Source organism: Streptomyces sp. GbtcB7, from assembly GCF_019091445.1.
Classification (GTDB): Bacteria; Actinomycetota; Actinomycetes; order Streptomycetales; family Streptomycetaceae; genus Streptomyces; species Streptomyces mirabilis.
On sequence record NZ_JAGXJM010000051.1, the window covers coordinates 1 to 25,394 of the forward strand.

Below are 25,394 nucleotides of genomic sequence, written 5' to 3' on the forward strand. Positions count from 1 at the left end.
GACGTTTCCCCACGACCAGACCAACGAGCAGACAAGCCAACAGTCGCATGATCAACAGCTTTTGTTAGAGCCAGTTAAGCGCATGACGTCCGACCACGCATGCATCACCGGCATCAAGAACCGGGCCCCGCGGATGGAAAACGCATGACCGAGCGCACCCGCCCCGTCCCGCCCCCGACCCCGTCCGCGCCACGGCCCGCCAGGCCAGCAACGTGCCCGCAACGACGCCCCGATTCCGTATGTCTCCGTCCCTCAGCTGCGTGCGATGTACATCGTCGACCGTGAGAACGGGATCCGTATGCGTGCTCTCACCCGGCTCCTGGGCGCAGCCCCGCCCTCGGTCTGCCGTCCGGTCGACCGCCTCAAGGCCCTTGGCTTCGTCGAACGCCGTTCGGCCTTGCCCCGACAGCCGCCGCGAAGCCACGCTCTGCTTGACCCGCGTTCGGCCGTAAGCGCCTGGCCCAGCTCCGCGACCAACTTCTCATCGAGGCCCGTCTCCCACGGTGAGTGACACCACCGATGTGGGGGACACGTCGATGCCAGACATGCGCACGCAGGGCTTGCGAAGCGCGCACCGCTACGACGGCGCGCCGGACAACCGCGCCTGCGGCAGGAGGTGGGGTGCGCCTGGATGCCGATGGCCGCACGGCTCGCCCGACATGCTTCCGCCATCGTGTCGGCCTGCCGCTAGTCCAGTTCAGGCGTGAGCAGTTCAGGGCTCCGAGGTCGTGTCTCATCCTCGCTGTTTCAGTGCACGTGCCACGCGTGGGAGCTCCTCGTGGAGTAGTCGGCCGGCCAGGGCACCGCCGAAGACGACGATTCCTACACCGACCAGCCAGGACTGGATGACCAGGACGGTTCCGACGGGGCCGTAGGTGACGGCGTTGGACGCGATCAGTGGCGAGTAGACGAGCCGGGAGAAGGCCCTGAGACCGAGCAGCCCGGCCATGGTGGCCACCGCGCCGGGCAACAGGGCGTGCCATCGAACCCGCCCGCCGAGCAGTATGCGCTGCGACCACCAGAAGAACAGGACGGCGCTCAGCGATGCGGCGAACGCGCCGGCCAGGGACTCGGGTCGCAGCGTGGTGGTGGCGGAGGCGAAGAGGTAGCCGATGAGTACGCCGAGCCACACCACGTGGCGCCACCTGGCCCACCAGCGGGCCGGGGGCAAGTCCCAGACCTTTTCATAGCCGGACTGCACCGCTGCCCCGAAGGTCAGGCCGAAAGCGGCGAGGACGGCGATTCCGAACGCGGTCGTGGTTCGCAGAGCCTGACTGGGACGAATAAACAACTGCTCCACGTGTTCCCTGGAAGTCGTCGACACGCCGAGTCCTTCCCCCAGCCGCTGCGCGAATCCCCGACCATGCTCTGGATCGGCCGAGGAGACAATGATCAGCAGCGGCACGAGCGTGAGGAGCCCCAGCGCCGCGAAGCCCAGCGAGCGCTGCCCCAACGCCAGGTCGCGGCTCCGCCGCCATCCGTGTCCGACTGGTGAATGGCCGAGTAGGCGGCCCAGCCGTTCGAACAGAGAGGAACGGCCTGCGGCACTCGGGGTCTTCATCGGCATGCCTGTCGACTACCACGGCCGACACCTACGCCCCGCGAGGGCGCGACGCAGCTTCCCGAACGGCTCAGGAGGAGGTCACGATCCAGAAGTCGATATCCGTGAGTGGCGCAACCACAACATCGTGGATCCCAGGGGCCACGACATCGCGAAACGGCCCGTGATGATCCTGCTCTTCGCCGCGATCACGGCCCCGCTGTACCGGGCGGCACCCACGTCAAGCGTAAGTTCCGGTGGATCAGCCCGGCAGCCTCATTGCCATCGTCCTCTGGCTCATCGCCTCCGCCGCGTTCGCCTTCTACGTGGCGAACTTGAGCAGCTCCAACAAGACCTACGGCAGCATGGCCGCGATCATCATCTTCCTGCTCTGGATGTGGATCTCCAACCTTGCCACCCTTCTCAGCCTGGAATTCAACGCCGAACTCGAACTCGAACGCGCCCGGGCCAACGACAGCGGCCACACGCCCGGGGAAAGCCCTACGTCGAGAGCCCCGCGACACCTGCATCCTCTGACAAGCACCCCCGGCTGGTGTGCTGGACTCAGGGATGTGGGTACCCGGTCGTCGCCTCGCATCCGGCACACCGGCGGACGCGGCCCATCGGCCGGGAAGGACACGCCGACAGCATGACCACGCATACCCCGCCCCGTCGCCCGCCTCCCCCCGTAGGCGGCAGTGATTTCGCCCGCCTGTCCAAGAAGATCGCCGAGGCCGGCCTGATGAACAGGCGCCCCGGCTACTACACAGTCCGCTCCATCGCCGTGGCCGTCGCCTATGCCGGTGGCTGGTGCGCGTTCGTCCTCATCGGCGCCGGCTGGTGGACTTTGGCCGTCGCCGCGTTCCTCGCCGTGATGTTCGGGCAGGTCGCTCTGCTCGCCCACGACGTCGCGCACCGTCAGGTCTTCCGCCGGCGTCGGCCCAGCGAGGCGTCCGGCCGCATCGCCGGGGCCGCGATCGGGATGGGCTATGGATGGTGGCAGGACAAACACACCCGCCACCATGCCAACCCCAACCATGAGGACCTCGATCCCGACATCGCCCCCGACCTGCTCGTGTGGTCCCAGGACCAGGCCCGCGCCGCAACCGGACTGCCGAGGCTCCTCGGCCACTGGCAGGCGTTCCTCTTCTTCCCCCTGCTCGCTCTGGAGGGAGTCAACCTGCACGTCGCGAGCGCGCGGGCACTGGGCAACCACACCCTGAAGAACCGCGCCCTGGACGGCACGCTGCTCTACGGGCACATTGCCGCCTACCTGACCGTAGTGTTCCTCGTCCTCCCGCCATGCATGGCCATAGCGTTCTTGGCCGTCAACCAGGTCCTGTTCGGCATCTACCTCGGCTGCCTCTTCGCCCCCAACCACAAAGGCATGCCGATCCTCACCGGCAACGACCGCCCCGACTTCCTGCGCCGACAAGTCCTGACCGCACGCAACGTACGCGGCAGCTGGTTCACCGACCTCGCCCTGGGTGGACTGAACCACCAGATCGAACACCACCTGTTTCCGAGCATGCCCAGCCCCCACCTGCGCAAGGCCCGGTCCATCGTCCGCCGCTACTGCCAGGACCTGGGCGTGGACTACCTGGAAACCGGACTGATCACCTCTTACCGGCAAGCACTCGCCAGCCTCCACCGTGCGGGAGCGCCACTGCGGCGAGCCAGTGTCAGCACCGCCCACGTGTGACGCTCATCTGCCCCAAGAAGCTGCGACCAAGGAGCACTTTGCACGGGAACTCGCGTTCAGTCCCGGCAGATCCTGGACGGCGGCCTCGCTGCCGCTGAGGGCCGCGTCAGCTACAACGCCCACCGAAGCCATGATCTGAAACCGGACACGACTCACGTGGCGAAACCAGACCTCAAGACCGAGACACAAGGAGCCCCACTCCAGCGGCAGCCGTGTCCTGGAGCGTCGTGATACGAGGCGACCGGCAAGGACGGGCAGACTCATCGGCGGCCGGGGTGAGACGGCGGCGCAGGCCGGCCATGGTGACGTCCAGGGTCTTGGCCGGCCCGAACCAGTTCTCGTCCCACACCTGTGCCAACAGGGACTCACGTGAGAGGGCCGCGCCCGGATGCCTGGCGAGCAGGTGGAACTCCTTCGGACGGAGCGGCACTTCAACGTCCTGGAGGGTGCATCGACGTGCTGTGGTGTCGATGACGAGGTCGCGGAGCCGTAGTGGTTGCTGTGGTTGCGACGTGGGGGTCCGGCGGCGCAGGTGGGCTCTGGGCCGACCGCTGCCGGAACCGGCGGGCCGGGCGCTGGACGCGGCAGTGGAGCGGCACTCGTCTCATCAGGATGTCCTGGACCGCCGCGGGTAGGGGAGGTCGGGCCTTGACCCAAGGCCGGGTAGTTAGCGTATTTCCGTTGGTGGCAAGAGGGGTGTCGCGGGTGTGCCACTGGCGGTCGGGTTCTGCGTGAAGGAGGTCCAGGACGCGCTGTCTGCGCCGGTCAACGGCCGGTGTGTGTCGATCGTCGTGCGAGACGGTGGGCAGGTCGGGATCGGGTTCGAGGATGGTGACGTCGAGGTCGGTGACCAGGCGGCTTGTGCCGGGCGGCCGTCGCCTTGGCGTTCGGCGTACCGGGAGACCGATGACCTGACTTTTCGGGTGCTGATGCAGGGGCGCCGGTGCGGGAGGAGCCCGGCCGGGACCCGGGTGCCGATGACGCCGGTGGTGCGGGTGGGTTTCATCCAGAACGGCATCGACGAGGTCGAACGGTATGACCTGCGTCAACTCGCCCAGATGGCCGGGCACGTAACCGGCCCTCGGCCACGGTGAACTCACGGGTGACCCTCGCCAGACCGGGTGGCAGTGCACAATGGCGCGTGGGCAACGGGGCTCCTCAACGGTCGGAAGTCTTGGCGGACTACCTGACCAACGCGGCCCCGTTGCCCGCGTTCCTACCCGACACCGAACTCCCTTGCCACCAGCGGAAATACGTTAACTACCAGGTCTTGAGTCAAGGCCCGTGAACATTCCTTCGCGGAGTTTGTCCAGGATGCGGGAGAGCAGGCGGGAGACGTGCATTTGGGAGACGCCGAGGTGTTCGCCGATCTGTGCCTGGGTGAGTTCGTCGACGAATCGTATGTGGACGATGCGTCGTTCGCGGTCGTCGAGTGTGGCGATCATTGAGTCCAGAGCGTTGAAGTCCTCGACGAGTTCGAGAGCGTTGTCGTTGATGCCGATGAAGTCGGCCAGCGCGGCCTCACCGTCGTCGCTGGAGCTGATGGCGGCGTCCAGAGAAGCAGAGTTGTAGCCGTTGGAAGCCAGGCGCGCTTCGTTGACCTCCTCCTCGCTCGGGCACATCAGCTGCGAGAGTTCCGTGACGGTCTCGAAAACGAAGCCGACACGGAACAAGGCGGACCATGCCGCTACGCCAGAGCCGTTGACGACTTCGCGGATCGACTCGCGTGGCTCGTCGGTCAGTCGGGTGTCTCGGCCGAGTCGGTCGACTGGGAGTCGTCGGCCGGCGCGGACCGCTCGATGTCATCGTTGGTCGCGGCCCAGCTGGCCAGCAGGTTCAGGGCGTCCTGCGAGGGTGAGTGGGGCTCGGCGGTGTAGGTGAGGAGGAACTGGCTGGGACCGTCGGGGAGCGGAAAGGTTTCGAAGGGCAGGTCGAGGTCGCCGACGACCGGGTGGTGGAGGAGCTTCACGCCGGTGGTGTGCATTCGGACGTTGTGGGCGGCCCAGCGGTGACGGAATTCCTCGCTGCGGGTCGACAGCTCCCCGATCAGGTCGGTCAGCCGCCGGTCGTAGAGATCGCGACCGGCCTCGGCGCGCAGCATGGCGACCGTGTCGTTGGCGACTTCGTCCCAGTGGCGGAAGAACTCGGTCGCGTGCGGGCTGAGGAAGACGAACCGGGCGTTGTTCGGCGGCCGTACCGGGTCGGCGTAGACGGGGGCAAACAGTGCGCGCCCGAGGTGGTTGGCGGCCAGGATGTCCCCGCGTCCGCTGAGGATGAACGCGGGCGTGCCGCTCATGGAGTCGAGGACACGCTGCACCGCGGGCCGCACGCGCTGCTGGGCGGCCCGGCGGCGGGGCGGACGGGTCGTACCGGCGCCGCGCAGGAGGTCGAGCAGGTGGATTCGTTCGGCCTCGTCGAGCTGGAGTGCTTGCGCGATGCCGTCGATGACGCTCTCGGAGACGCCGGTGGCGTTGCCGCGCTCCAGCCGGGTGTAGTACTCGCTGGAGATGCCCGCGAGGAGGGCGACCTCCTCGCGGCGCAGTCCGGTGACCCGTCGGCGCTCTCCGCCGTACAGGGGCAGTCCGGCCTGCTCGGGGGTGACCCTGGCCCGTCGCGTGCCGAGAAATTCCCGGATCTCCGCACGGAAATCATCGCGGATGTCGCGGTTTGTGCCGTTTGGGTCGTTTCTGCCTGCCATGCGCTTCACTCTACGAGCGCATCCGCCGGGTTGGGGGTCCCTGTCAGTGACCCCCTCAAGAGGAACTCCCACCCTCCCGTGACAACCGGTTTTGTTGGTGGTGCACCGCCCACGACGGTGTGAACCGTCCGGACGGACGGCGCTTGTGCCGCCGGTCCCAGCCCCCTCTGCGGCGCTCTCGGCGCTCCATGCGTCACCCCCGCCCACCACGGGTGCTGGATACGGCGCCTGAAAGGAAATCCCCTCATGAGCAAGGTCATTCTCGTCACCGGTGCCGGACGCGGTCTGGGCACGGACATCGCCCGCGAGGCCCTCGCCGCGGGCCACCAGGTCATCGCCACCGGCCGCCGCCCCGAAGAGGTCGAGAAGACCCTCGGCGGGCCGCAGGACAACCTGCTGGTCACCAGGCTCGACGTCACCAGTTCGGAGGACGCCGAGGCCGCCGCGCAGGCCGCCGTCGACCGCTTCGGCCGCATCGACGTCCTGATCAACAACGCCGGGAACCTCTTCACCGGCTACTTCGAGGAGATCTCGCCCGCGCAGATGCGCCAGCAGTTCGAGACCAATCTCTTCGGCCCGATGAACGTCACCCGCGCCGTCCTGCCCATCCTGCGCAAGCAGCGTGCCGGCCACGTCATCACCATCACCTCGACCGCCGGACTGGTCGGCATGGAGTTCACCTCCGCCTACGCCGCCTCCAAGTTCGCCGAAGAGGGCTGGATGGAGTCCCTGCGCTACGACGTCGAGCCCTACGGCATCCACACCACCGTCGTGGAGCCCGGCTACTTCCGCACCGAACTCCTCGTGGACGGCTCCACCACCTGGCCCGAGCTGTCCATCGACGACTACGCCCCGCGCACCGCCCCCTGGATCGAGGGCATGAAGAGCATGAACGGCAAGCAGCCCGGCGACCCCGCCAAGCTCGCCCGCACCCTGCTCACCATCGCAGGCCAGGACAAGCCCCTGCACCGCTTCGTCGCCGGCGCGGACGCCATCGAAGCCGCCGAGGCCAAGGCTAAGGAACTCCTCGCCCAGGCCGAGGCATCCCGCGAGCTGGGCGACAGCCTGGCCTACGACGACACCCACGCCTGAGAGGGACAATATGCCACTCAAAGGCGAGTACGAGCCGAGCAAGGCGCAGTTCGTACGTGACCAGGTGGAGCTGTACGAGAGCTCCGGCGGTACGCAGGGAACGACTCTGAGTGTCCTGGTCGCACGGGAAGAAGACGAGAGGCTCCGGGACCTGCCCGTCGTCATCCTGACCACCCTGGGCGCGAAGAGCGGCAAGATCCGCAAGACCCCGGTCATGCGGGTGGAGCACGACGGCTCCTACGCCGTCATCGCCTCCATGGCAGGAGCCCCCAACCACCCGGTCTGGTACCACAACGCGGTGGCCGACCCCCGAGTCGAGCTCCAGGACGGCCCGGCGCGCCAGGACATGCTGGCACGCGAGGTGACCGGGGAGGAAAAGGCCGTGTGGTGGGCCCGAGCCGTCGAGGCGTTCCCCGACTACGCCGAGTACCAGAAGAACACGGTCCGCGAGATCCCCGTCCTCGTTCTGGAGCCGGCGGCCCACGAGCACTGACCCGGCACAGCCGGTCCAGCCCGCGGATCCCCCGCCGCCTGGCCCTGGCAACACCAGCGCCGGACCGCAGCTGACGGCCCCGGCTCGAAACCCCATGACTGCCAGTGCGCACCCGGCCGCCTGAACAAAGCCCCGCGCATCGCCAACGACCTACGGCATCGATGTGGTCGGCAGCCTGACCCACGCCTGAGCACCTTGCCCCGGCCGAGGCCGGAAGCCGCGTCCGGGTGCACCTACGGCGCTGACCCGCTACCCGGGCAACAGCGCCCGCGCCCGCGGCGCGCGGACCACCGAAGCGCGGCCCGCCAGCTGGTGGCGCACCCCACTGATCACGACCACCGACCGGGCCTGACGGCCGTCACGACAGGAAGTATCTGATGAAGCACGTATCACTGGGCGGGCTCGATGTCTCCCGCATCGGCCTGGGAGCCATGACCATGGCCGGCACCTACACCACGGGCGGGGGGCTCGACGACGCCGAGTCGATCCGCACCATCCACCGGGCCCTGGACCTCGGGGTCACCCACATCGACACCGCCGAGATCTACGGCCCCTTCCACAGCGAGGAAATCGTCGGCAAGGCCATCAAGGGCCGCCGGGACGACGTCGTCGTGGCCACGAAGTTCGGTCTCGTCTCCCACGCCGGCGACGGCCCCGGCGTCATCGACAGCAGCGCCCACAACGTGAAGACCGCGGTCGAAGGCTCGCTCCTGCGGCTCGGCACCGACCACATCGACCTCTACTACCAGCACCGCGTCGACCCCAACACGCCCATCGAGGAGACCATCGGCGCGCTGGCCGAACTGGTCGCCGAGGGCAAGGTGCGCCACATCGGCCTCTCCGAGGCCGGCCCCGAGACGATCCGCCGCGCACACGCAGTGCACCCGGTGGCCGCGCTGCAGACCGAATACTCCCTGTGGACCCGCGACGTCGAGGCCGAGATCCTCCCGCTGCTGCGCGAGCTCGGCATCGGATTCGTTCCCTACTCGCCGCTCGGCCACGGCCTGCTGACCGGGCAGATCCGCACCGTCGACGACTTCGCCGACGACGACTGGCGCAAGACCAACCCGCGCTTCACCGGCGAGAACTTCCAGCGCAACCTGCGCATCGTCGACGAAGTACAGGCCATCGGCGCCGAGATCGGCGCCACCCCGGCACAGACCGCACTGGCGTGGCTGCTGACCCGCGGCGATGACATCGCCCCCATCCCCGGCACCCGGCGGGTCTCACGCGTCGAGGAGAACACCGCCGCCGACGGCATCGAACTCAGCGCCGCGCAGCTCGACCGCCTGAACAACCTCACACCGGCCGCGGGCGAACGCCACGACGAGGCCAACATGGCCACCATCGACCGGTGATCTGACGCCCCGACGGCTTGCTGACCCGTCACCCCCGACCAACCCGCGTCCGTTCATCCATTTCACTGATCACTGAAGAGGTTTTCTCATCATGTCCAAGGTTCTCCTTGTCGTAGGTCACCCCGACCTGTCCCAGTCGAAGGCCAACAAGGCCCTGGTGGACGCCGTCCGCGAGCTGGCCCATGTCACCGTGCACGACCTCTACGCCACCTACCCCGACTTCCAGATCGACGCCGAAGCCGAGCAGGCACTGCTGGCCGAACACGATGTGATCGTCTTCCAGCACCCGGTGTTCTGGTACAACACCACCCCCCTGTTCAAGCAGTGGCAGGACAAGGTCTTCACCCTCGGCTGGGCCTTCACCATGGACGGCTCCCCCTCCAAGCTGGCCGGCAAGAAGGCCGTCGTTGCCGTCACCACCGGCGTCCCCGCCGACCACTACACCCCCGAAGGCTCGAACCAGGCCACCATTGAGACCCTCCTTAGCAACTGGCACGCGACCCTGCGGCTGTGCCAGTTCGATATCCAGCCGATGGTCAAGCTGTACGGCACCGCCTTCGGCCTCTCCGACCAGGAACTGAACACCGCCGCCAAGCAGTACAACGAACTGCTCGCCTCCTTCGCCGCCTGACCGCACTCTCACGACAAGTGCCGCTCTTGCCGATCGCGCCGCAGCGGTGATGGGTCTACAAGTCTCCGGTCGCTCTACGCCGGATCGCGCCAAGCGACCGGAGATCTGTGCACGGCGACCGTGTCGTGGAACCGACCGATCGCTCATCGCCGAGCGCCGCCGACTCGGCGGATCTGGGTTGTAGCCTCCTCAGTGGGGCTGTTCCGTGCGGGGCGGGGCTAGCACGGGTGGCGAGGGGGCGCTCCAGCTGGCGAGGAGGGCGAGGGCCGGGACTGTAAAACTAACGGCGGATCTGATGATCAAGACTCGCTTGTGATCAGGGACGGCAGATGGGTCTGCTGCAGGTTTGGGTGACAGGTTCGGTCACGCGACCTGGAGGGCCGGTGTGGTCATGACGGTCTCGAATTCGACGGGGGGCAGCCGGCCGAGCGAGGCTTGTCTGCGGCGCCGGTGGTAGGTCCTCTCGATCCAGGTCACGATCGCGATCCGCAGTTCCTCGCGGGTGGCCCACGCCCGACGGTCGAGGACGTTCTTCTGCAGCAGGCTGAAGAAGGACTCCATGGCCGCGTTGTCGCCTGCCGCCCCGACCCTCCCTATCGAGCCGACGATCCGGTGCCGATCGAGCGCCCGGACGAACTTCCGTGACCGAAACTGCGATCCGCGATCACTGTGCAGAATGCACCCGGCGACGTGTCCACGCCGGGCAACAGCGTTGTTCAGGGCCGTGACGGCCAGGCGGGACTTCATCCGCGTGTCGATCGAGTAGCCGACGATCCTCTTGCTGAAGACGTCCTTGATCGCGCAGAGATACAACTTTCCTTCGCTGGTGGCGTGTTCGGTGATATCGGTGAGCCACAGCCGGTTCGGTCCGGTCGCGGTGAAGTCACGGCGGACGAGGTCGTCGTGCACCGGCGGGCCGGCCTTCTTGATACAGCCGCGCTTCTTGCCGAACACACTCCACCAGTTGTTGTCCCGGCAGATCCGCCACGCGGTCCGGTCAGCCATGCCGGATCCCGCGCTGCGGGCTTCGTCGGCCAGGAATCGGTAGCCGAACTCCGGATCCTCGCGGTGAGCGTCGAACAACGCGTTCACGCGTGTGGCCTGCTCGAACTCGGCATCGGTCACCGGCCGTTCGAGCCAGCGATAGTAGGGCTGGTCGGCAAGCTTCAGGACCCTGCACGTGACCGTGACGGGAATTCCGCCCGAGGCCAGCTCTTTCACGAGCGGGTAGATCCTTTTCCCGGCAGATGCGCCTGCGACAGGTAGGCCGCGGTCCGGCGCAGGACCTCGTTCTCCTGCTCCAGCAGCTTGATCCGCCGACGCGCTTCCCGTAGTTCCGCGTTGTCCTGGCTGGTCGTTCCGGGCTTTGTCCCGTCGTCGATGTCCGCGCGACGCATCCATTTCCACAGCGTCATCGCGTGTCGGCGGCCACCTGCTCGACCGTCACGCCCGGCGGTTCCTCGCGACCCGTACGACGTCCTCGCGGAACTCTTCCGGATAAGGCTTGGGCACAGCGACATCGTTCCCACCCGCCCCACAGGGCAAGCCAGTTCAGATGTCACCCGATCGTGCACCAGACCCAAGGCCCTTCTGGGCCCTGTCTTGACCCGTATGGCAAGTGCGTTTGGTGTCGCGCCTATCTGGCGTCCTCCCTATCGAGGCTTCGCTCCCATGATGGTTGAAGCCCTGCCACTCGTGCAGAGATTGGAAGAGGCAGGGACTAGCCTGGGGTTTCTTGGTGAGATGGTCGTTGACCAGGGGAAACACCTCTCCGTAGTTCTCACAGGTCCACGGGGTTTCCCAGGCTCATGTGCCCTCGCGGCCGTCTAACGCAGCACATCCACAAGGGCATTGCACAGGGCCTTGGCGTCGTCGAGGGCTCGGCGGCACACGTCATCGGTGAGTACGAGGCGCTGCCCGATGCGTGCGGATGACCCGGGCACCCTGGTCAGGTACTTCTCGTCCAAGATGCCGTCGTTGTGTGTGAAGACGTGGCGGGCAGCCCAGGTTTCCAGGAGGCGCTGCCACGTTCGCGGACCGAGGGTGGTCCGCAGGTCGGAGAGGCCGGCATCGACGATCAGATCGGCCATGGGGTCGAGGCGCTGGAAGATGGCGCCTTTACCGTTCAGGAGGCTGTCCGCATTGGGCACGACCGCGCGGAAGAGGGAGGAACCCAGGGCTTCCACAACCCCGACCACGTTCTCCACGGTGTCGACCCAGTTGCGCGTGAACACTCCCTGCTCGCGCAGCAGCGCCTTCGTGTCCGAAGACAGGGCTTCCAACGCGTCCAGGCGTACGGCGTCGGCCTGGAGCGCATCGAAGGCGACCGACGGAGCCGGGAGCGGCCCGCACACGGGGCAGTATCGGTGTTCCCCGAAGACCGCGTAGTTGTTCTGGCAACCCGTGCACGTGCGGATCCGAACGAGTTGCTCCTCGTCGATCCCCAGCAGCGGGCGGGGGTGGAAGGGCTGCGGTTTTTTGTAGGAGAAGGAGATGCTGCCGCCTCGTGAGCTGCGGGCCAGCCCACCGAATATTTGGTCCAACTCCTGGCTGACCATCTGCATGGCGAAGTCATCCGCCGCTCGCATGATGCGGTCGTGCTGTTGCTCGGTCATGAACTCCGAGTGCTCCGCGTGGTGTCCGCAATAGACGCACCAGAGGGTGAGGTCGTCAGGCAGCGCCTCGTACTGCTGGGCGTCCATACGGAAGACCAACGAACACTCCGGGCATTGACGGCCGAAGAACCCGTTGTCGTCGGACGGGATGCTGATGCGCATCTCGAACGAGTCGCCCTGGTGGCCGACGAGGTCCGTGCCATCGGCCATTCTGAACCTGTGGTTGTCGCGCATGAGTTGATTGTTCCCCTCGGCACTGACAGTGCCGTCTGAACGTGTGATGCGCGGCTCGTCCGGTGACGGCGCCTGCCGACGTCCCGGCACTGGGCGAGCCGCGGGTCAGTGGTGGCAGGTGGCGCGTTCCTTGAAGAGGGCGAAGGCGTGCTGCAGCATCGCGACGGCGCGGTCGGTGACCCGGTAGAGAAGCGCCGGCGAACTGGTGAGCTGAGTCAAGTGGAGGCGTCCCTCGGTCGCCACGATGCTGCGGTCGAGGAAGCTAAGGGTTCCGTAGGTGTCGCCGTGCGCAAGCGAGCTGCAGCCGCTCCAGATGACCTCCGCCTGATCGGCCCCCATCGGGGTCAAGGCTCCCGCCTCGCGCACGATGTCCTTGTAATTCGGCGACCGGAGCGCCTTTTTTGCCTCCTCCTGGGACACGCCGGCGGCCACGATCAGGTCGGTGAGCTGTCTCATCCGCTCATCCGTCGTTCGCCTCGGTTGCTGTTGCAGGACTTCGAGCAGGTGGTCCGAGTGCCGGTACTCGCTGGCTTGTAGAGAGAGCCGGCGCTGCACGCGTATGAGGCGTTTGGTTGGCCCCAGCACCCATACGGCCCGCGCACTGTTCTCGAACGCCCCCCTCAGCAGGGAGTACTGCCCGTGCGTATGCAGGGTGATGGGGAGTTCGTTGCCCTTCTGCTCCCCGACCAGGGTCGAGCGAAAGCAGTGCAAATGATCGACGGCGACGCTCAGGGCACTCCAGGCGTTGTGCGACACCTGGTAGGGGTTCGTCTTGGCGTCGTCTCCTGCAAGGGAGCTGCCCGGTTGCACCTCCCATTCTTGGGAGGTGGACCGGATGAGGTCCTCGTAGGGCCGGGCGCCGTTCAGCAGAGCCAAGGTTCGCCTGAGGTATTGATCTTCGTCGGTCGCGCTTGTCCCGGCTTGAGCGTGTGGGTGAAGGCCACGATGGTGCGTGGCATTTACATATGTGGGCGAATCGTCATGTGCCGAGAGGCGGGGAGGCTTGACTTCGCGCTGATTCATCAGCAGACCAGCGACCGTCACTGGGCCATCGGTGATCGACTTGGAGCCATGATCCTGGAGGGTAGGGGGGGGCCTCCGCCTAATTAGGCGCCCCTCATACACGTCACCGGCGCCCTACCCGCCGGCGCCCCCGCCCTCCCGCAAGTGGGGGTGCTCGGCAGGCCCCAGCGGGGGTGAGTCGGAGTGTCGTGATCTCGGCCAAGATGTTGTCGTGATCAGGACATGTCCGGTGTGGCGCCATTGCTTTCGCTTCTTTGTTCGAGAAGGTCTTGGGTGACCAGGTGCGGGACGTCAGGTCCGGCGCCACCTGAATTGCGGGGGTTTGATTGATGGGTAGGACCTGGACGTGGCGGGGCAGTACGCGTGCACTGACGACGTTGAGCGTGCTCGCTGTGGTGTCGGCCACGGCGTCAGCAGGGGCGAGCGCGGACGGCCGGGACCATCTGAAAGTGGAGTCGTATGTGCTCCCGGTCGGTGCTGCCACACCGTCACTGAAAGAGTTGCAGAGCGGGCAGGGTGTGCAGCAGCTGAGGGAACTCGCCGCGAAGGCGGAGCCGGGGGTGGGGCTGGCGCGGGAGACGGTGGGTCCGGCTGCCTCGTACGCGCCCATATCCCGCAGAGCCTCGGGCACGGTACCGGCCTCGGAGGCCGCGGGGCCGGCCCGGGCTGGGGTCACGGCTCCGCAGCCGGCTCGGACGATGACGTTCGAGGAGTGCAAGAAGGGGCTGGGCAGCGACAAGAAATTCTTCGTGAAGTCCCGGTTCGCGGTGTGTGACGGGGCGTCGTTCCTGCAGACCTGGGTGCGCAACCGCCAGGTTGTCGGCGAGAGCGCGTTCAACGTTCGTGTGGTCGGCACGATCGCGAAGAACAGCCGCACGATCGATTTCCAGTACTACTTCACCGACTTTGCGACGACCGGCACCACCGGCGCCGCGTCTATGCCGATCACGACGAAGGGCAACATCCCGCAGAGCTGGCCAGCCGGGGCGCGCTACACCCGGGGCGGGAACGCGCCGGGCACGAAGACGTTCGCGGAGCTGAAGGCGCTTCGCACGTTCCATGAGACGGTGAACGCGAAGCCGGGGCAAGGCAGCGGCAACTCGGACCTGCTCTTCTCGGTGTACGAGCCGGCCATCAGCTACACGCCTCCGGCCCCGTGGACGCTGAGCGGAGACATGGGCGGCAAGCTGTTCATGCTCGCGCCCCGATGGGATGCCGCGTCGTACCTGGCCAACTCCACGGGCGGCGGCAACCCGGTGAAGAAGGGCGCGGCCACCTTCAGCTACCTCACGACGCTCGTTCTGAGCGCGAAGCAGGGAGCCGAGGAACGAGCCGAAGCCGCGCACATCAGGACGGCGTTCATCAACCCGCAGGACACCAAACCGTACATGTCGGCGAAGAAGGTGCCCGGCCAGACAGTGGAGGACCCTCTGCACCGCACGGTGAGTGCCACCCGCAGGGACAACAACCGCAAGGCGGCAGTCAAGCAATGCAGACGATACTGGGGCGCCAACTACACCAACGGAGGCAAGGAGTGCGACGAGTACCCCTTCGCGACCACCTACGAGGGGGCCGCGGAACACGACTATGACCCCGAGGTCAGGAAATTCAACTTCTCGGTGAAGCCGATCCCGAAGGACGACAACCGAGCCGGCGGGAATCTCCTGCAAGGCTTCTACGGCAACAACCGCACCATCGACGGAGACAACGACGGCTTCATCGTGAAGATCGTCACCTGACCTGGTGTCACCAGTTGCCGGGGCGGGGCAGTGCCGGGCACTGCCCCGCCCCACTTCGCGTGATCAGGATCCAGCGGGCCAGAACTGGACGAGATAGCGCTCGACCCCCGTGCCGGTGCCCTCACCGCCGGACAGAGCAGCAGCCTCAGCCCGGCCCGCACAGCTCACCCGGACCTGCCACGTACCGCCGGAATCGGCCAGCGTGATGACATCGTCGGCTCGGCCCAGGCTCATAGACCACACCGCCACCTGGCCGCTGGTCGATTCGAAGTCGGCTTCGGCCTGCTCGTCCCAACTGGCTGGGTCTTGTTCGGGCGGCGGCCCGTCCCACACTTCGACCGTGACGGCGGCAGTGTGGGTGTGGCCACCGCTGGTGATGTCCAGCCGCCCCGGATGAGTGCTGAGGAATGTGTCGTAGTCGAAGTCGTCAGGGAACGGCACCGGCAGGTCCGCGTCATCGGACTCCTGCAACCCGAACGCGTTGTACCCCACATCCGCATCGATGTGCTGCTTGCGGACAAGCTCTGCCATGAGCGTCCCTTCGACGTCACGCACCACTGGTCATCACCAGGGATCGTAGATCCCGTCCCGTGCCTACCGCGCCCAGACAGCCGGTCGCCCGGACGCGGTTGGCTGGCGGCCTTGATCCTCAGAGTGGCAGCGCGGGCACTCGTTGGCGGGACGGTCGGCCCAAGACCGCCCCACCCATGCCAAACCCTCGCTACACTCCCCACCGCCAGGCCGTTGAGCAGGAGAAATGCAGAAGTCCGGCTGGAGTACTAGGTGGCGAGGTCCCAAACCGTCGCTGTGAGCCTCATGGTGTGCCCACCCGGTGCGGTCGACACGACACGCACGAACGCAATACGCCCCTCGGTGGTCTGAACACAGAACTACGCATCCTGAGGCGGGTCCTGCAGCATGGGGTCGCCGTTGCTCCGCAACGCCTCCGCGCACTGCGCCTCGGTTGGATCAGCATCACTTCCCGAAATCGGCGCGATGATCGCCGCGAGCCGGGGGCCGCCATGGAAGTTGGTGGAACCAGCCGTCCCGCTTCCATCGGTGACGGCCGACAAGTCGGCGCCCTTGAGGTCATCCGCAACAAGCGGCTTGCGCGTGTCGAAGTCGATGTCAACCCCGTAGGCGCTGGTCCGGAACTGAATGTCGTGTGGACCGAACATGGCGCGGGACGCCGTGTTCTCCGGGCTGGCCGGGTCCGCTGATGCGGCTGGCTTGGCTTGATCATGCGTGGCAGACGGTGCCCCCGCGACGGCGGGTGGCTTCGAGTCGTCAGCAGAGCTGTGCCGGTTGCTGACGAACACCGTGGCTGCGATGCCAACGACGGGCACGACGATGCCTACGACCCACCAGGCCCAGCGCGGCTGCCCCGGCGCAGACGTGCCCGGACCCGCTGCCGACGGATTGCTACCGCTGCTGTTCGTCACAACTTCCCCACCACTTCACTGGCATCCCGGCCGTTCAAACTATGACGGACTCCGTAGCCCGGTGATCAGTTCCCAGCTGTGTCACGAGTCGTCGGTCGCACTAGGGTGGGCTGACCGCGCACAGCGCCGCGAACGACGCCTCGCTGCGCAGACGTTCCGCAGCGAGGCTGGCCGTAACGGCGGGGCGCAAGTGAGATGATCTCTCATGCCGTCAGTGTGCTCGCGACCACTGACAACGCCCGCGGCGGCCCAGTAACGCCCATCTGGACCTGCCCGGGCGGGCGGCGACCACCGGCGGGTGCTGGCGGGTGCTGGCGGTGCTGAGATTCCCGGAAGGAAACGGCTGACCCCGGGCGCTCGCCGAAGGCCCGGCCGACGCCGGGGCGGCGAAAAGGTTGGTGTGCGGGGCCGACGGAAGCGGGTAACGTCTTTGTCATGTTCTTCCAGGCGCCGATTTACGAGTGAGAGCGTGATGGGCCCCTGCTGACGTCCTTCGACGTCGCCGCCCGTCCTCCACCGATGAATCCGTAGATCACTTCACATCATTACCGGGAGAACCCGTGACCGTGAGCAAGAACATCAACAACCCCGTGGGCATGGGCGGCGGCCAGCGCAAGAAGCTGTCCCGCGCCGAACGGCAGAACAACGGTCCGCACCGCAACCTCGACCGCCAGGGTGCAGCCGACCAGAAGGCGGAGCTGGTGCGCAAGATGCGAGAGAAGGCAGGCGCAGCTGAGGGCGCCGGACAGGCGGGCGACGACACCGCAAAGAGCTGACGCACCGCCGCCGCAGGGCGGCACCGCACGGGGCAGGGCCCGGACCGCGACGCGCGGTCCGGGCCCTGCTGCCGTACCGGGCGCGGCCGGTCCCGCTCAGCTCTCGGCCGACCACCCGCGTCTCAGCTGACCACCCGGGGCAGCCGCAGATTCAGCAGCCCCGTCACCGCCACCACCCGAGCTGCACCAGCAGCATCACCACCAGCGCGTTCCCCGTGCCCAGCCCGGGCGACACTGTCAGGAAGAGCGTGCAGGGCGTCCTTCGCCGCTTTGTGCGGGGTCAGTCCCGTCGAGCGTTCCTCGGGACGCCGGCAGTACCGTCGCCTCAACCGCGGCGGCGACCGGCAGGCCAATGCTGCGCTGCATCGCATCGTGTTCACCCGCCTGCGGGTCGACCCGTGCACCCAGGACTACTACGAACGCCGCAGCAAGGAGGGCAAGACCCGGCGCGAAATCGTCCGATGCCTCAAACGCTACGTCGTCCGAGAGGTCTTTCACCTGATCTGGCCCACATTCTCACACCCCCTGTCATAGGGGCAGTGACAGGATTGAACAACAACTTCCTGGCGTATGGGTGGGCTGCTCGGGTGCCCGTGTGTGCGAGCCATGCCGGAACTGGAGAAGCGCGCGAGGCAGGCGCATGCATTTGGAACCGGCGGTCAGACCGAGCCCCAACGGCTGGCACATCGTCATACGTCAGAGGACGGCATACTCGTTGACCGCGCTGGCGGCCAAGGGTCCCGTCCGGCCGGATCGGACTCAAGCGCATGACGTCCGACCACGCGTGCATCACCGGCATCAAGAACCAGGCCCCGCGGATGGGAAACGCTGCGCGGAACACGGAGGCTGCTGTGGCCAGGGGGATGAGCGCGGCTCCCAGCCCGGGTGACAGGGTGACGGCGGTCGCGAAAGCCGCGACGGCGGCCGCGTGCCCGGTCGGCAACGCCCGGGTGGCGGGTCGGGGTGGAAGCCGTTGGCCGGAGGCCGACTTGGCGGCGATGCCGACGGCGGAGGCCAGGGCGAGTGAGCTGGTGGCGCTAGGGCGTGTCCGATGAATCGTGTGACAGACGGTCGTTCGGGTCGTTCTGTTCGGCGTGGGGCGGGGTGATATCTCTGACGCGGAGTGGGTGCTGCTCGAACCGCATCTGCCGAAGAGCACGGGCCGGGGCAGACGCTGGAAGAGCCATCGCGTGGTAATCAATGGGATCTTGTTCCGGCTGCGCACAGGCATTCCCTGGAGAGACCTTCCTGAGCGGTTCGGGAAATGGAAGACCGTGCACGACAGGCACCGCCGATGGTCGGCGGACGGCACGTGGGAGAGGATCTTGCAGGCTGTGCAGGCCGGTGCGGATGCCCAAGGGCGAATCGACTGGAGCATGGCCAGCGTGGACTCGACGATGTGCCGCGCTCACCAGCATGCAGCCGGCGCCCGCCGCCGGGCCGCGCGCATCCCGGGCAGACGCACGCGAGCGCGCGGGCATCGTGATGACGAGGCTCTGGGGCGTTCCCGGGGTGGACTCACCGCGAAGATTCACTTGGTTGGTGAGGGCGGTCTGCGGCCCCTTGCCTTCTTGATCACGTCGGGGCAGTGGGGTGACGCGCCGCAGATGATCCCGGTCCTGGAGCGCGTTCGAGTACCGCTAGTGGGCGGTGGGCATCCGCGCACGCGGCCGGACCATCTGAGCGCGGACAAGGCGTATTCCTCACGCAGCAACCGCCGTTACCTCCGCCGGCGTCAGATCAGCCACACGATCCCGGAGCCTCAGAACCAGCGGGCCAACCGGCGCCGCCGCGGAAGTGCGGGCGGCAGGCCCACCGGCTTTGACCAGGAGCGGTAAGCCCGTCGGAACGAAGTCGAGCGACTGATCGGCAAGCTGAAGATCCATAGGGCTGTTGCAACACGCTTCGACAAGCGGGCGTTTGCCTTTCAAGGCACGGTCACCCTTGCAGCGATCCGGCTCTGGCTCCGTTCGTGAAGCTCAGCGCGGGAGTCGAGTCACGGTGCCGGAGCCGGCGGCACGACCGCGCTGACGGAATGCGAAAGGCTGGGCTTCCTCCAGGGCAACGGGTTCTTCGAGGGTGACTGTCACTTCGGCCCCGTGAAGGGGCCGCACCACATCCACCCCGTGAAGCGTGACAGTGCCCCACACCGCGGCGCTGCGGGTGTGGAAGCCAAGGCGATCGCCGGACACTACGTCCGCACCGCCCTGTTCCTCGGACAGCAGGGTGATGTCCGCAGCGAAGCAGGCGTGGGCGCTGATCGAGCCCGGAGTCGCAAGCACGTGGCCCCGCTCAACCGCATCCGCTGCTATGCCACGCAGCAGCACCCCCACGTTCATGTCCGCACCGGCCTCGTCGATACGTACGTGACTCGCGTCGATGTCCGCCACACGGGCGGTCGCGCCGCCCCCCCCCAGGCCGACGATCTCCACCTCGTCACCCTTGCGTACCCGCCCACGCTCGATCCGGCCCGTCAGCATGACCATCCTGCCCTGTTGCAGGCAGAAGACATCCTCGACAGGCATCAAGAATGGCTTCTCCACCGCATTCACCACTGACTGACCCATAGATCCACCCACGGTTCCCCCGTGGCCCTACGTGACTGCACACGCAGCGACTACCACGGGCTGAGGCTAACAACGCGTACTACCCGTACAGCCGAGGGGCTGCGACGCAGTCCAGACGGCGACCTACCGGACACGCTCTAGCCAACACCTTCGCCATCGGCCACTGCTGCGAGATCCGCCACCGCCCACCGGCTCGTCTACTCCGACGGCCTAGACCGCGGCCGCACGGCGGTCGCCACCCCGATCGGGACGGGCTGCCGCGCCTGCGAGCGCCTCGAGTGCCTCCAGCGCGCAGCGGAGTACGGACGAGTGGCCTCGCACCCCTCACCGGAAGCAGCGGCCGGGTCTTCCTGGTCTCCACCGACCATTCATGACGCGAGAGTCTGGGACCCGTTGTCAGGCCGCCTCGTGGCCCGCGAAGACAGCCTGCGCGGCGACGAGGTGAGGGTGCTCCGCCAGGGAGAAGACCGCTGTTTCGCCGAATACCGAGATGACCCCACCCGCTAGGGTTCCGCAGTCCGGTGTGAGATCAACCGATGCCTCAAGCGATATGCCGCCCGCGAGGTCTTCAACCTGGTCAGAACGGTATCCAGCGTCACCCCGTTATAGGGGCGTCTGTGACAGGACAGGCGATGCAGAACCCCGGCTGGCGCGCGTCAGCCGGGGAGTCTCTGAGGGAGGCGGCGGTGGGCGCGTTCGCGGTGGTGCGCTCCGTTCGGCTGCAAGCCCTCGCGCGGGCGGAACAGGGAGCGACGGTCGCTGGCGGGTGACGGGCCCTGTGACAGGACAGGCGATGCAGAACCCCGGCTGGCGCGCGTCAGCCGGGGAGTCTCTGAGGGAGGCGGCGGTGGGCGCGTTCGCGGTGGTGCGCTCCGTTCGGCTGCAAGCCCTCGCGCGGGCGGAACAGGGAGCGACGGACGCTGGCGGGTGACGGGCCCGCCTGGTCAGCGGTGACTTGAGCGGATCATGGGGGGTGTTGATCCGTTGGGGGGCGAGTACCGGTGCACCACGGTTCTGACGGCCGCGCCGGGCGGGATCAGGCGGCAGTGTGGTGAGTGAGGATGTCCCTGATGTCGATGAGCCACTGGCGCAGTGGAACTCCCTTTGGAGGCGCGATGCGCAGACCGAGTACACGGGCGGCTTCCGTCAGGTCGTCGTCGTTCGGGTTGGCTGCGATGAACGCGTCGATGTCCGTGGCCGCGGCTCGGTGGTCCTCCGGGGACTCCAGAGCCAGGTAGTCGTCGACGGCCTCAGCGTGCGACTGGTACTCGGCGGAGAAGTCCTGGTGAAAGTAGGACCCCAGAAGGTGGGCGAGCGCGGGGAACCGCTCACGCCACTCCCAGGCAGTCTGCGGGCGGTGGGTGGAACCGTCGGCCGGCGGCTTCGCGAGGAAGTGGCTGAGGTGATGGCGGATGACCCGTAGGCAGTCCTCGACGCTCACGCCTGACGGCGGTTCGATGTGCGGAAGGAGGTCGACGTCGTCGGCTACCTCGTCGCTGAACAGGCCGACGGCGAGCAGATCGTCGAGCTCGCGTACTGCGGCTGCCGCACGCTGGGGTTTGGCTGCGACGACACGCAGGTAGGAGGTGAGCGCTGCGCCGGGTGCTTCCATCGTGTCGTCGAATGTGTTGCCGCTCCATTCGTACGCCTGCAGGAGGTCGTGCAGTTCCGTGAAGCGGTCGTGGATGGGCGCCATGGGCTGTGGACCTGTCTGGTTGCGGTCTTACGAGGTGGCTTCGGGGTAGGAGGTCAGGACGCGGTAGCCCAGAGGGACGGTCGGGTCCTTCTTGAGGACGACTTTCGCCCCCGTCACCCATTCTGGGGGCAGTCCGTTCTTGAAGTGGGTGCGAGACAAGCTCATTCCGGTGGGCTCTCCCAGCTCGGCCGAAAAGTCCTTCTTCCCCGCCGGCCTCCCGTTGTTCAACCAGTCCTCGATCTGCTTCTGCCGCTTGAGGACTACCGCCTGGGTGTGCTTCTGGGCCGAGGCGTGGTCGATGTACCGGGAGGCGGCGTCCAGTTCAGGGTCCCCGCGCAGGCGGGCCCGGAGGTCCCGGGTGGTGACCTCGACGTGACGGGCGCCGGTATGCGCGCCGTTCTTGCCTTCGTCCGCTGCGAGGTCCGTCGTGTACTTCGGCTTCTGCGCCCCCTTGCGTTTGTTGCGTGGCCAGGCGTTGGGTTCGCCGTCGCCCTTCATGAGCAGGCCGAGGTCGTCGGCACTTGCCGTCAGTCCGCCGGGCAGCGCGACCTGGGGTTCGAGCCCGGCGACGCGGACGCCACCCAGCAGTTCTGTCCATCCGCCGGCGCCCCGCACGGCCCTCACGGTGGCGCCCCCGCCGCCGAAAGCGCCACCGGTGAGGGCTCCGTAGAGCGCGGCCTGGCGTACCTCGTCGAGGCTGAGGCCCTTGCTCTCGCCCAGGGCGATGGACATCGGCTGGGTGAGGGCCAGGTCGACGGTGACAGACTCGATGCCCGCGAAGGCGGCGGTGGCGAGGGTCGTACCGGCGATGGTGGCGATCTCGGTGGAGACGGCGACGCCGAGGGTCGCGGCGAGCTCCACGATGGTGGCCGTGGCCGCTGTCGCGGCGGCCTCGGAGATGCCGAAGGTGAAGACGGCCAGTGCCGTGCCGGCGATGATCGTCGCGCCGACGATCTCCAGCTCGTGCTCCAGGCGCTTGACGGCGGCATGGACGACGTCGGCGTACTTGTCGAGCGCTTTGGCCATGTCACGGGCGCCGTCGATCATGTCCTGGAGCCAGCCGTGGCCGTCGTAGTAGTAGCGTCGCCAGTACGGGTCGTCGAAGGCGGAGATCGCCTCGCCCTTGTTGTGCTCGATGATGCCGCGGGCGGACTTGTTCGCCGCGGCCGTCACCTCTTCGATGTCGTCGGCGAAGTCTCGCCACGCCTTGGCCGCGTCGCGCAGCCCACCCTCGTCGGCATCCGGCCACCACATACCGGTGACGTCCTGGATGATCTCCTTGGCCTTGTCGGCGGCACCGCTCACTGCTGGGTGCCGTTTCCGTCGTGCGGGGTGGCCTTGATCTTGCTGAACATCGAGCGGACGAGTTCCTCGTTGTCGATGTGGCCGTCCGCCATGTCCGTCAACGCGTCGTGGATGCTGGCCAGGCCCTGGGCGAGGATGTCGGAGGCGTTCTCGATCTTCTTCACGTTCGGTCCGTACGCCTTGTGGAAGGCGTGGCCCTGATCGTCGTCGCCCCACGGCGAACCGGCCGCCGACAGTGCCAGTTTGAGCTTGGTCAGGGCCTTGGCGAGATCGGCGCTGTGCGTGTGGAAGTGCGGAGCCGTCTTCTTCAGATCGGCGATCTTGATGTCGAGTATCTCGCCGTCGCCGCCACTGCCCTTGTCGCCCATGGTGTTGCGCCCGTCCCCTCCGTTGCCTCACCAGCCCAAAGACCCTAAGCGGCGGGCAGGCTTCGCAGCCGAGAGCGGCGTCAAGCGGCAGTAAAGTTCCGTTCAAGATTCCGCAGGGCAGGGCAGGGCAGGGCAGGGCGGAGGGTGGGGCCGCAGGAGCAAATAGGCTCCGCCGGTGACGAGCCCCGTTCCCCTGAACCCGCACCCGAGCGCCCACCCGGATGCCTCAGCCTTCCGTGATCCGGTGGCGGTGGCCGCGTCGTTGGCGTGGCAGGGGCCCGCTGTTCGTGCGCGTACGCGGGCGAACACTCGGCACCACGCGATGCTGCTACGGATGAGAATTCAGCGGCATGCGTCAGGGCGGCCCGGGCCGAACGTGATCACCGGTGCCTACCGGGCCTCGTGGGACGTGAAGATGACGGTCGCGGGTGGGCGGGTGACCGCTGTGGTGTTCACGGAGGCGCCGCAGGCGCGCCGACTGGAGTACGGGTTCGTCGGCGTCGACCGGAGCGGGCGGCAGTACCGGCAGCCGCCGTTTCCGCACATTGAGCCTGCGTACCGCGAGACTGAGCTTGAGATAAAACTTCTGGGCTCGCCCAAGAAGGCATTCGAGTCCCCCGTATGGGCAAATGCCGGACAAGGCGACGGCTACGTCGTCATCCTCGGGTTGCGAGAGGGCGTTAAGTCCTGTTGCTGGTGATGTGGCGTCGCCTGTTTGTGGGTTATGGGACAGTTCCACGCTCGCGTCATGTCGTGTGCATGATGGAGTCGCGGACATGAACGGATGCCGTACGCAACCGACTTGTCCGACGAGCAGTGGGCGTTGATCGAGCCGCTGGTCACCGCGTGGAAGCAGGAGCGGGTGGCGCGGTCGGCGACCGGGGACCCGGGCTCCCGCGACCTGCGCGAGGTCATGAACGCGCTGCTCTACCAGAACCGGACGGGTTGTCAGTGGCGGCTCCTGCCACACGACCTCCCGGCCTGGTCGGCGGTGTTCTACTACTTCACCTGTGGCGCCAGGACGGCCTTGATAAGCGGATCCAGGAGATCCTGCGCTGCCAGGTGCGGGAGCGGTCCAGACGATTAGAGGACCCGTCCCTGGTGATCACCGACACCCAGTCCGTCCGCGTGGCGGCCGGGGTGCCGAAGGCGACGACGGGACTGGACGCGAACGCGAAGACGCCCGGCAGGAAGCGCGGACTCGCCGTCAACGTGCTGGGCCTGATTTTGAACGCGCCGCTTGTCTGCGTGCGCTGTTGTGGTCGGTTGGGATCAGGTTCCGGGGTGTTGCGTGAGGGGGATTGAGCATCTTCTGCGGCCCCTGAGCGCGGCGGAGATGGCAGCGGGAGGATGGGCGGGTGCTGTCCTGGGCCCGGGGCCTGACTCATGATATTTCTGACCGAAGTGTCCCGCTGTCACAGTGTCGGCCGTTGGGCGGGGATGGTGCGTTGTCGGTACCGGACTGGCGGGGCGTGTCCCGATAGGGGCCTGCCGTTCGTTGTGGCGTCCTCACGATTCTGACCACCTGACGCGGCCCGGTACCGGCAACGCGACACGTCATCGGACCGGGAAGGGAATCGGGTATGGCGAGTTCGACCATGTCCACTACGTTGCCTGCTCCGAAGCCCCGCCGTCGCCGCCCTGCGGGGGAGGTGGTGCTGGGAGTGGATACGCACCGGGATGCCCATGTGGCTTCGGTGCTCTCCTTGACGGGGGCGGTGCTGGCCACTGACGAGTTCCCGGCCACCGCGGCCGGCTACCGCGCTCTGCTGAAGTGGGCCAGAAGGTCGGGAGCCGTGAGGCGGGCCGGGGTGGAGGGGACCGGCTCCTACGGGGCGTCCCTGACGCGCTACCTGCTGGCCCAGGGCGTGGACGTGTTTGACGTGAACTGGATGGACCGGGCAGATCGCCGTCGGCGCGGCAAGTCGGATCCGCTCGATGCCCAGAATGCGGCGCGAGCCGTGCTGAGCGGGCGGTCCTGTGCTCGGGCCAAATCGGGCGACGGGCCGGTGCAGATCGCCAGGATGTACAAGCTCACGAAGGCGTCGGCCGTGAAAGCCCGCACCCAGACCATCAACCAGCTCAAGGCCGTGATCGTCACCGCCGATCCCGCCT

Annotated in this window: 22 protein-coding genes and 7 pseudogenes; 16 read left to right on the plus strand and 13 right to left on the minus strand. The window is 67.2% G+C overall.

Annotated elements, in window-relative coordinates; translation table 11 throughout:
* Positions 1 to 298 precede the first annotated feature (298 nt).
* On the plus strand, positions 299 to 511 hold the full coding sequence (locus KVT44_RS48460) for a helix-turn-helix domain-containing protein (protein WP_254650909.1): 213 nt from the start codon (positions 299 to 301) through the stop codon (positions 509 to 511).
* Positions 512 to 733: 222 nt separating this feature from the next.
* Here KVT44_RS48460 and KVT44_RS48465 read toward each other — a convergent pair whose 3' ends face one another.
* A complete protein-coding gene (locus KVT44_RS48465) occupies positions 734 to 1,567 on the minus strand; it encodes a YhjD/YihY/BrkB family envelope integrity protein (RefSeq protein WP_217574776.1) in 834 nt (277 codons plus the stop codon).
* A gap of 230 nt (positions 1,568 to 1,797) precedes the next feature.
* On the opposite strand from KVT44_RS48465, the gene KVT44_RS59180 reads away from it, so the two are divergent.
* On the plus strand, positions 1,798 to 2,193 hold the full coding sequence (locus KVT44_RS59180; protein WP_308314332.1) for a YihY/virulence factor BrkB family protein: 396 nt from the start codon (positions 1,798 to 1,800) through the stop codon (positions 2,191 to 2,193).
* Positions 2,190 to 3,242 (plus strand): acyl-CoA desaturase, encoded by a 1,053-nt coding sequence (locus KVT44_RS48475; RefSeq protein WP_217574779.1) that lies wholly within the window; start codon positions 2,190 to 2,192, stop codon positions 3,240 to 3,242. Before KVT44_RS59180 ends, KVT44_RS48475 begins: the two co-directional genes overlap by 4 nt.
* 172 nt (positions 3,243 to 3,414) lie before the next feature.
* Here the strand turns inward: KVT44_RS48475 and KVT44_RS48480 are convergent, their stop codons facing one another.
* Positions 3,415 to 3,672 carry a helix-turn-helix domain-containing protein gene (locus KVT44_RS48480; RefSeq protein ID WP_308314333.1) on the minus strand — a complete coding sequence of 86 codons (258 nt, stop codon included), beginning with the start codon at positions 3,670 to 3,672 and terminating at the stop codon, positions 3,415 to 3,417.
* Positions 3,673 to 3,949: 277 nt separating this feature from the next.
* On the opposite strand from KVT44_RS48480, the gene KVT44_RS48485 reads away from it, so the two are divergent.
* Positions 3,950 to 4,336, plus strand: coding sequence for a hypothetical protein (locus KVT44_RS48485; protein WP_217574780.1), 387 nt, complete (start codon positions 3,950 to 3,952; stop codon positions 4,334 to 4,336).
* Between the two features lie 162 nt (positions 4,337 to 4,498).
* On the opposite strand, the pseudogene KVT44_RS48490 reads toward KVT44_RS48485, so the two are convergent.
* Both KVT44_RS48490 and KVT44_RS48495 read right to left on the minus strand, forming a co-directional pair.
* A pseudogene (locus KVT44_RS48490) lies at positions 4,499 to 4,888 on the minus strand (sigma-70 family RNA polymerase sigma factor); the annotation flags it as partial.
* A gap of 92 nt (positions 4,889 to 4,980) precedes the next feature.
* On the minus strand, positions 4,981 to 5,940 hold the full coding sequence (locus tag KVT44_RS48495) for a helix-turn-helix transcriptional regulator (RefSeq protein ID WP_217574782.1): 960 nt from the start codon (positions 5,938 to 5,940) through the stop codon (positions 4,981 to 4,983).
* Between the two features lie 246 nt (positions 5,941 to 6,186).
* On the opposite strand from KVT44_RS48495, the gene KVT44_RS48500 reads away from it, so the two are divergent.
* From KVT44_RS48500 to KVT44_RS48515, 4 genes are all read left to right on the plus strand, one after another.
* Positions 6,187 to 7,032 carry an SDR family oxidoreductase gene (locus KVT44_RS48500; RefSeq protein ID WP_217574784.1) on the plus strand — a complete coding sequence of 282 codons (846 nt, stop codon included), beginning with the start codon at positions 6,187 to 6,189 and terminating at the stop codon, positions 7,030 to 7,032.
* A gap of 10 nt (positions 7,033 to 7,042) precedes the next feature.
* A complete protein-coding gene (locus KVT44_RS48505) occupies positions 7,043 to 7,525 on the plus strand; it encodes a nitroreductase family deazaflavin-dependent oxidoreductase (protein WP_217574786.1) in 483 nt (160 codons plus the stop codon).
* Between the two features lie 377 nt (positions 7,526 to 7,902).
* Positions 7,903 to 8,883, plus strand: a complete 981-nt coding sequence (locus KVT44_RS48510) for an aldo/keto reductase (RefSeq protein WP_217574788.1) — start codon at positions 7,903 to 7,905, stop codon at positions 8,881 to 8,883.
* Between the two features lie 91 nt (positions 8,884 to 8,974).
* A complete protein-coding gene (locus KVT44_RS48515) occupies positions 8,975 to 9,514 on the plus strand; it encodes an NAD(P)H-dependent oxidoreductase (RefSeq protein WP_217574790.1) in 540 nt (179 codons plus the stop codon).
* Positions 9,515 to 9,877: 363 nt separating this feature from the next.
* Here the strand turns inward: KVT44_RS48515 and KVT44_RS48520 are convergent.
* The 3 genes and pseudogenes from KVT44_RS48520 to KVT44_RS48530 all read right to left on the minus strand — a co-directional run bounded on the left by KVT44_RS48520 (position 9,878) and on the right by KVT44_RS48530 (position 13,239).
* A pseudogene (locus KVT44_RS48520) lies at positions 9,878 to 11,026 on the minus strand (IS3 family transposase).
* 314 nt (positions 11,027 to 11,340) lie between these two features.
* Positions 11,341 to 12,339: a hypothetical protein gene (locus KVT44_RS48525; RefSeq protein WP_217574792.1), complete on the minus strand. Its 999-nt coding sequence runs from the start codon at positions 12,337 to 12,339 to the stop codon at positions 11,341 to 11,343.
* A 129-nt stretch (positions 12,340 to 12,468) separates the two neighbouring features.
* On the minus strand, positions 12,469 to 13,239 hold the full coding sequence (locus KVT44_RS48530) for a hypothetical protein (RefSeq protein WP_217574794.1): 771 nt from the start codon (positions 13,237 to 13,239) through the stop codon (positions 12,469 to 12,471).
* A 530-nt stretch (positions 13,240 to 13,769) separates the two neighbouring features.
* Between KVT44_RS48530 and KVT44_RS59185 the strand changes: the two genes are divergently transcribed.
* Positions 13,770 to 15,125 (plus strand): NucA/NucB deoxyribonuclease domain-containing protein, encoded by a 1,356-nt coding sequence (locus tag KVT44_RS59185; protein ID WP_308314338.1) that lies wholly within the window; start codon positions 13,770 to 13,772, stop codon positions 15,123 to 15,125.
* Between the two features lie 63 nt (positions 15,126 to 15,188).
* On the opposite strand, the gene KVT44_RS48540 is transcribed toward KVT44_RS59185, so the two are convergent.
* Positions 15,189 to 15,680: a hypothetical protein gene (locus tag KVT44_RS48540; RefSeq protein WP_308314334.1), complete on the minus strand. Its 492-nt coding sequence runs from the start codon at positions 15,678 to 15,680 to the stop codon at positions 15,189 to 15,191.
* Positions 15,681 to 16,015: 335 nt separating this feature from the next.
* Positions 16,016 to 16,567, minus strand: a complete 552-nt coding sequence (locus tag KVT44_RS48545; protein ID WP_217574796.1) for a hypothetical protein — start codon at positions 16,565 to 16,567, stop codon at positions 16,016 to 16,018.
* A gap of 560 nt (positions 16,568 to 17,127) precedes the next feature.
* Here KVT44_RS48545 and KVT44_RS48550 point away from each other — a divergent pair.
* The 3 genes and pseudogenes from KVT44_RS48550 (at position 17,128) to KVT44_RS48560 (ending at position 19,319) form a co-directional block, all read left to right on the plus strand.
* Positions 17,128 to 17,343 carry a DUF6243 family protein gene (locus tag KVT44_RS48550; protein WP_217574798.1) on the plus strand — a complete coding sequence of 72 codons (216 nt, stop codon included), beginning with the start codon at positions 17,128 to 17,130 and terminating at the stop codon, positions 17,341 to 17,343.
* Positions 17,344 to 17,598: 255 nt separating this feature from the next.
* Positions 17,599 to 17,877, plus strand: a pseudogene (locus KVT44_RS48555) (transposase); the annotation flags it as partial.
* Between the two features lie 560 nt (positions 17,878 to 18,437).
* A pseudogene (locus tag KVT44_RS48560) lies at positions 18,438 to 19,319 on the plus strand (IS5 family transposase).
* 3 nt (positions 19,320 to 19,322) lie between these two features.
* Here KVT44_RS48560 and KVT44_RS48565 read toward each other — a convergent pair.
* The gene (locus KVT44_RS48565; RefSeq protein ID WP_308314335.1) at positions 19,323 to 19,886 is read right to left on the minus strand and encodes an EF-Tu/IF-2/RF-3 family GTPase; all 564 of its coding nucleotides are present in this window, start codon (positions 19,884 to 19,886) and stop codon (positions 19,323 to 19,325) included.
* 170 nt (positions 19,887 to 20,056) lie between these two features.
* Between KVT44_RS48565 and KVT44_RS59190 the strand changes: the two are divergent.
* A pseudogene (locus KVT44_RS59190) lies at positions 20,057 to 20,207 on the plus strand (short-chain fatty acyl-CoA regulator family protein); the annotation flags it as partial.
* A gap of 739 nt (positions 20,208 to 20,946) precedes the next feature.
* Here KVT44_RS59190 and KVT44_RS48575 read toward each other — a convergent pair.
* From KVT44_RS48575 to KVT44_RS48585, 3 genes are read right to left on the minus strand one after another with little or no spacing between them, the layout of a single operon-like run.
* On the minus strand, positions 20,947 to 21,606 hold the full coding sequence (locus KVT44_RS48575) for a contact-dependent growth inhibition system immunity protein (RefSeq protein ID WP_067362492.1): 660 nt from the start codon (positions 21,604 to 21,606) through the stop codon (positions 20,947 to 20,949).
* 27 nt (positions 21,607 to 21,633) lie between these two features.
* Positions 21,634 to 22,911: an RNase A-like domain-containing protein gene (locus KVT44_RS60845; RefSeq protein WP_217574802.1), complete on the minus strand. Its 1,278-nt coding sequence runs from the start codon at positions 22,909 to 22,911 to the stop codon at positions 21,634 to 21,636.
* A complete protein-coding gene (locus tag KVT44_RS48585; RefSeq protein WP_217574804.1) occupies positions 22,908 to 23,279 on the minus strand; it encodes a WXG100 family type VII secretion target in 372 nt (123 codons plus the stop codon). The genes KVT44_RS60845 and KVT44_RS48585 overlap by 4 nt, the downstream gene beginning before the upstream one ends.
* Before the next feature lie 250 nt (positions 23,280 to 23,529).
* Between KVT44_RS48585 and KVT44_RS48590 the strand changes: the two genes are divergently transcribed.
* From KVT44_RS48590 to KVT44_RS59200, 3 genes and pseudogenes are all read left to right on the plus strand, one after another.
* Positions 23,530 to 23,979: an HK97 gp10 family phage protein gene (locus tag KVT44_RS48590; protein WP_364565975.1), complete on the plus strand. Its 450-nt coding sequence runs from the start codon at positions 23,530 to 23,532 to the stop codon at positions 23,977 to 23,979.
* A gap of 84 nt (positions 23,980 to 24,063) precedes the next feature.
* Positions 24,064 to 24,509, plus strand: a pseudogene (locus tag KVT44_RS48595) (transposase); the annotation flags it as partial.
* A 368-nt stretch (positions 24,510 to 24,877) separates the two neighbouring features.
* A pseudogene (locus KVT44_RS59200) lies at positions 24,878 to 25,318 on the plus strand (transposase); the annotation flags it as partial.
* Positions 25,319 to 25,394 lie beyond the last annotated feature (76 nt).

What these genes read in the sequence shown, in the direction of transcription:
- KVT44_RS48475 (WP_217574779.1), top strand. Translation starts at nt 2,190, where the DNA reads ATGACCACGCATACCCCGCCCCGTCGCCCGCCTCCCCCCGTAGGCGGC.
- KVT44_RS48585 (WP_217574804.1), bottom strand. Translation starts at nt 23,279, where the DNA reads ATGGGCGACAAGGGCAGTGGCGGCGACGGCGAGATACTCGACATCAAG.
- KVT44_RS48525 (WP_217574792.1), bottom strand. Translation starts at nt 12,339, where the DNA reads ATGGCCGATGGCACGGACCTCGTCGGCCACCAGGGCGACTCGTTCGAG.
- KVT44_RS48505 (WP_217574786.1), top strand. Translation starts at nt 7,043, where the DNA reads ATGCCACTCAAAGGCGAGTACGAGCCGAGCAAGGCGCAGTTCGTACGT.
- KVT44_RS48510 (WP_217574788.1), top strand. Translation starts at nt 7,903, where the DNA reads ATGAAGCACGTATCACTGGGCGGGCTCGATGTCTCCCGCATCGGCCTG.
- KVT44_RS48515 (WP_217574790.1), top strand. Translation starts at nt 8,975, where the DNA reads ATGTCCAAGGTTCTCCTTGTCGTAGGTCACCCCGACCTGTCCCAGTCG.
- KVT44_RS48575 (WP_067362492.1), bottom strand. Translation starts at nt 21,606, where the DNA reads ATGGCGCCCATCCACGACCGCTTCACGGAACTGCACGACCTCCTGCAG.
- KVT44_RS48495 (WP_217574782.1), bottom strand. Translation starts at nt 5,940, where the DNA reads ATGGCAGGCAGAAACGACCCAAACGGCACAAACCGCGACATCCGCGAT.
- KVT44_RS48460 (WP_254650909.1), top strand. Translation starts at nt 299, where the DNA reads ATGCGTGCTCTCACCCGGCTCCTGGGCGCAGCCCCGCCCTCGGTCTGC.
- KVT44_RS48465 (WP_217574776.1), bottom strand. Translation starts at nt 1,567, where the DNA reads ATGCCGATGAAGACCCCGAGTGCCGCAGGCCGTTCCTCTCTGTTCGAA.
- KVT44_RS48500 (WP_217574784.1), top strand. Translation starts at nt 6,187, where the DNA reads ATGAGCAAGGTCATTCTCGTCACCGGTGCCGGACGCGGTCTGGGCACG.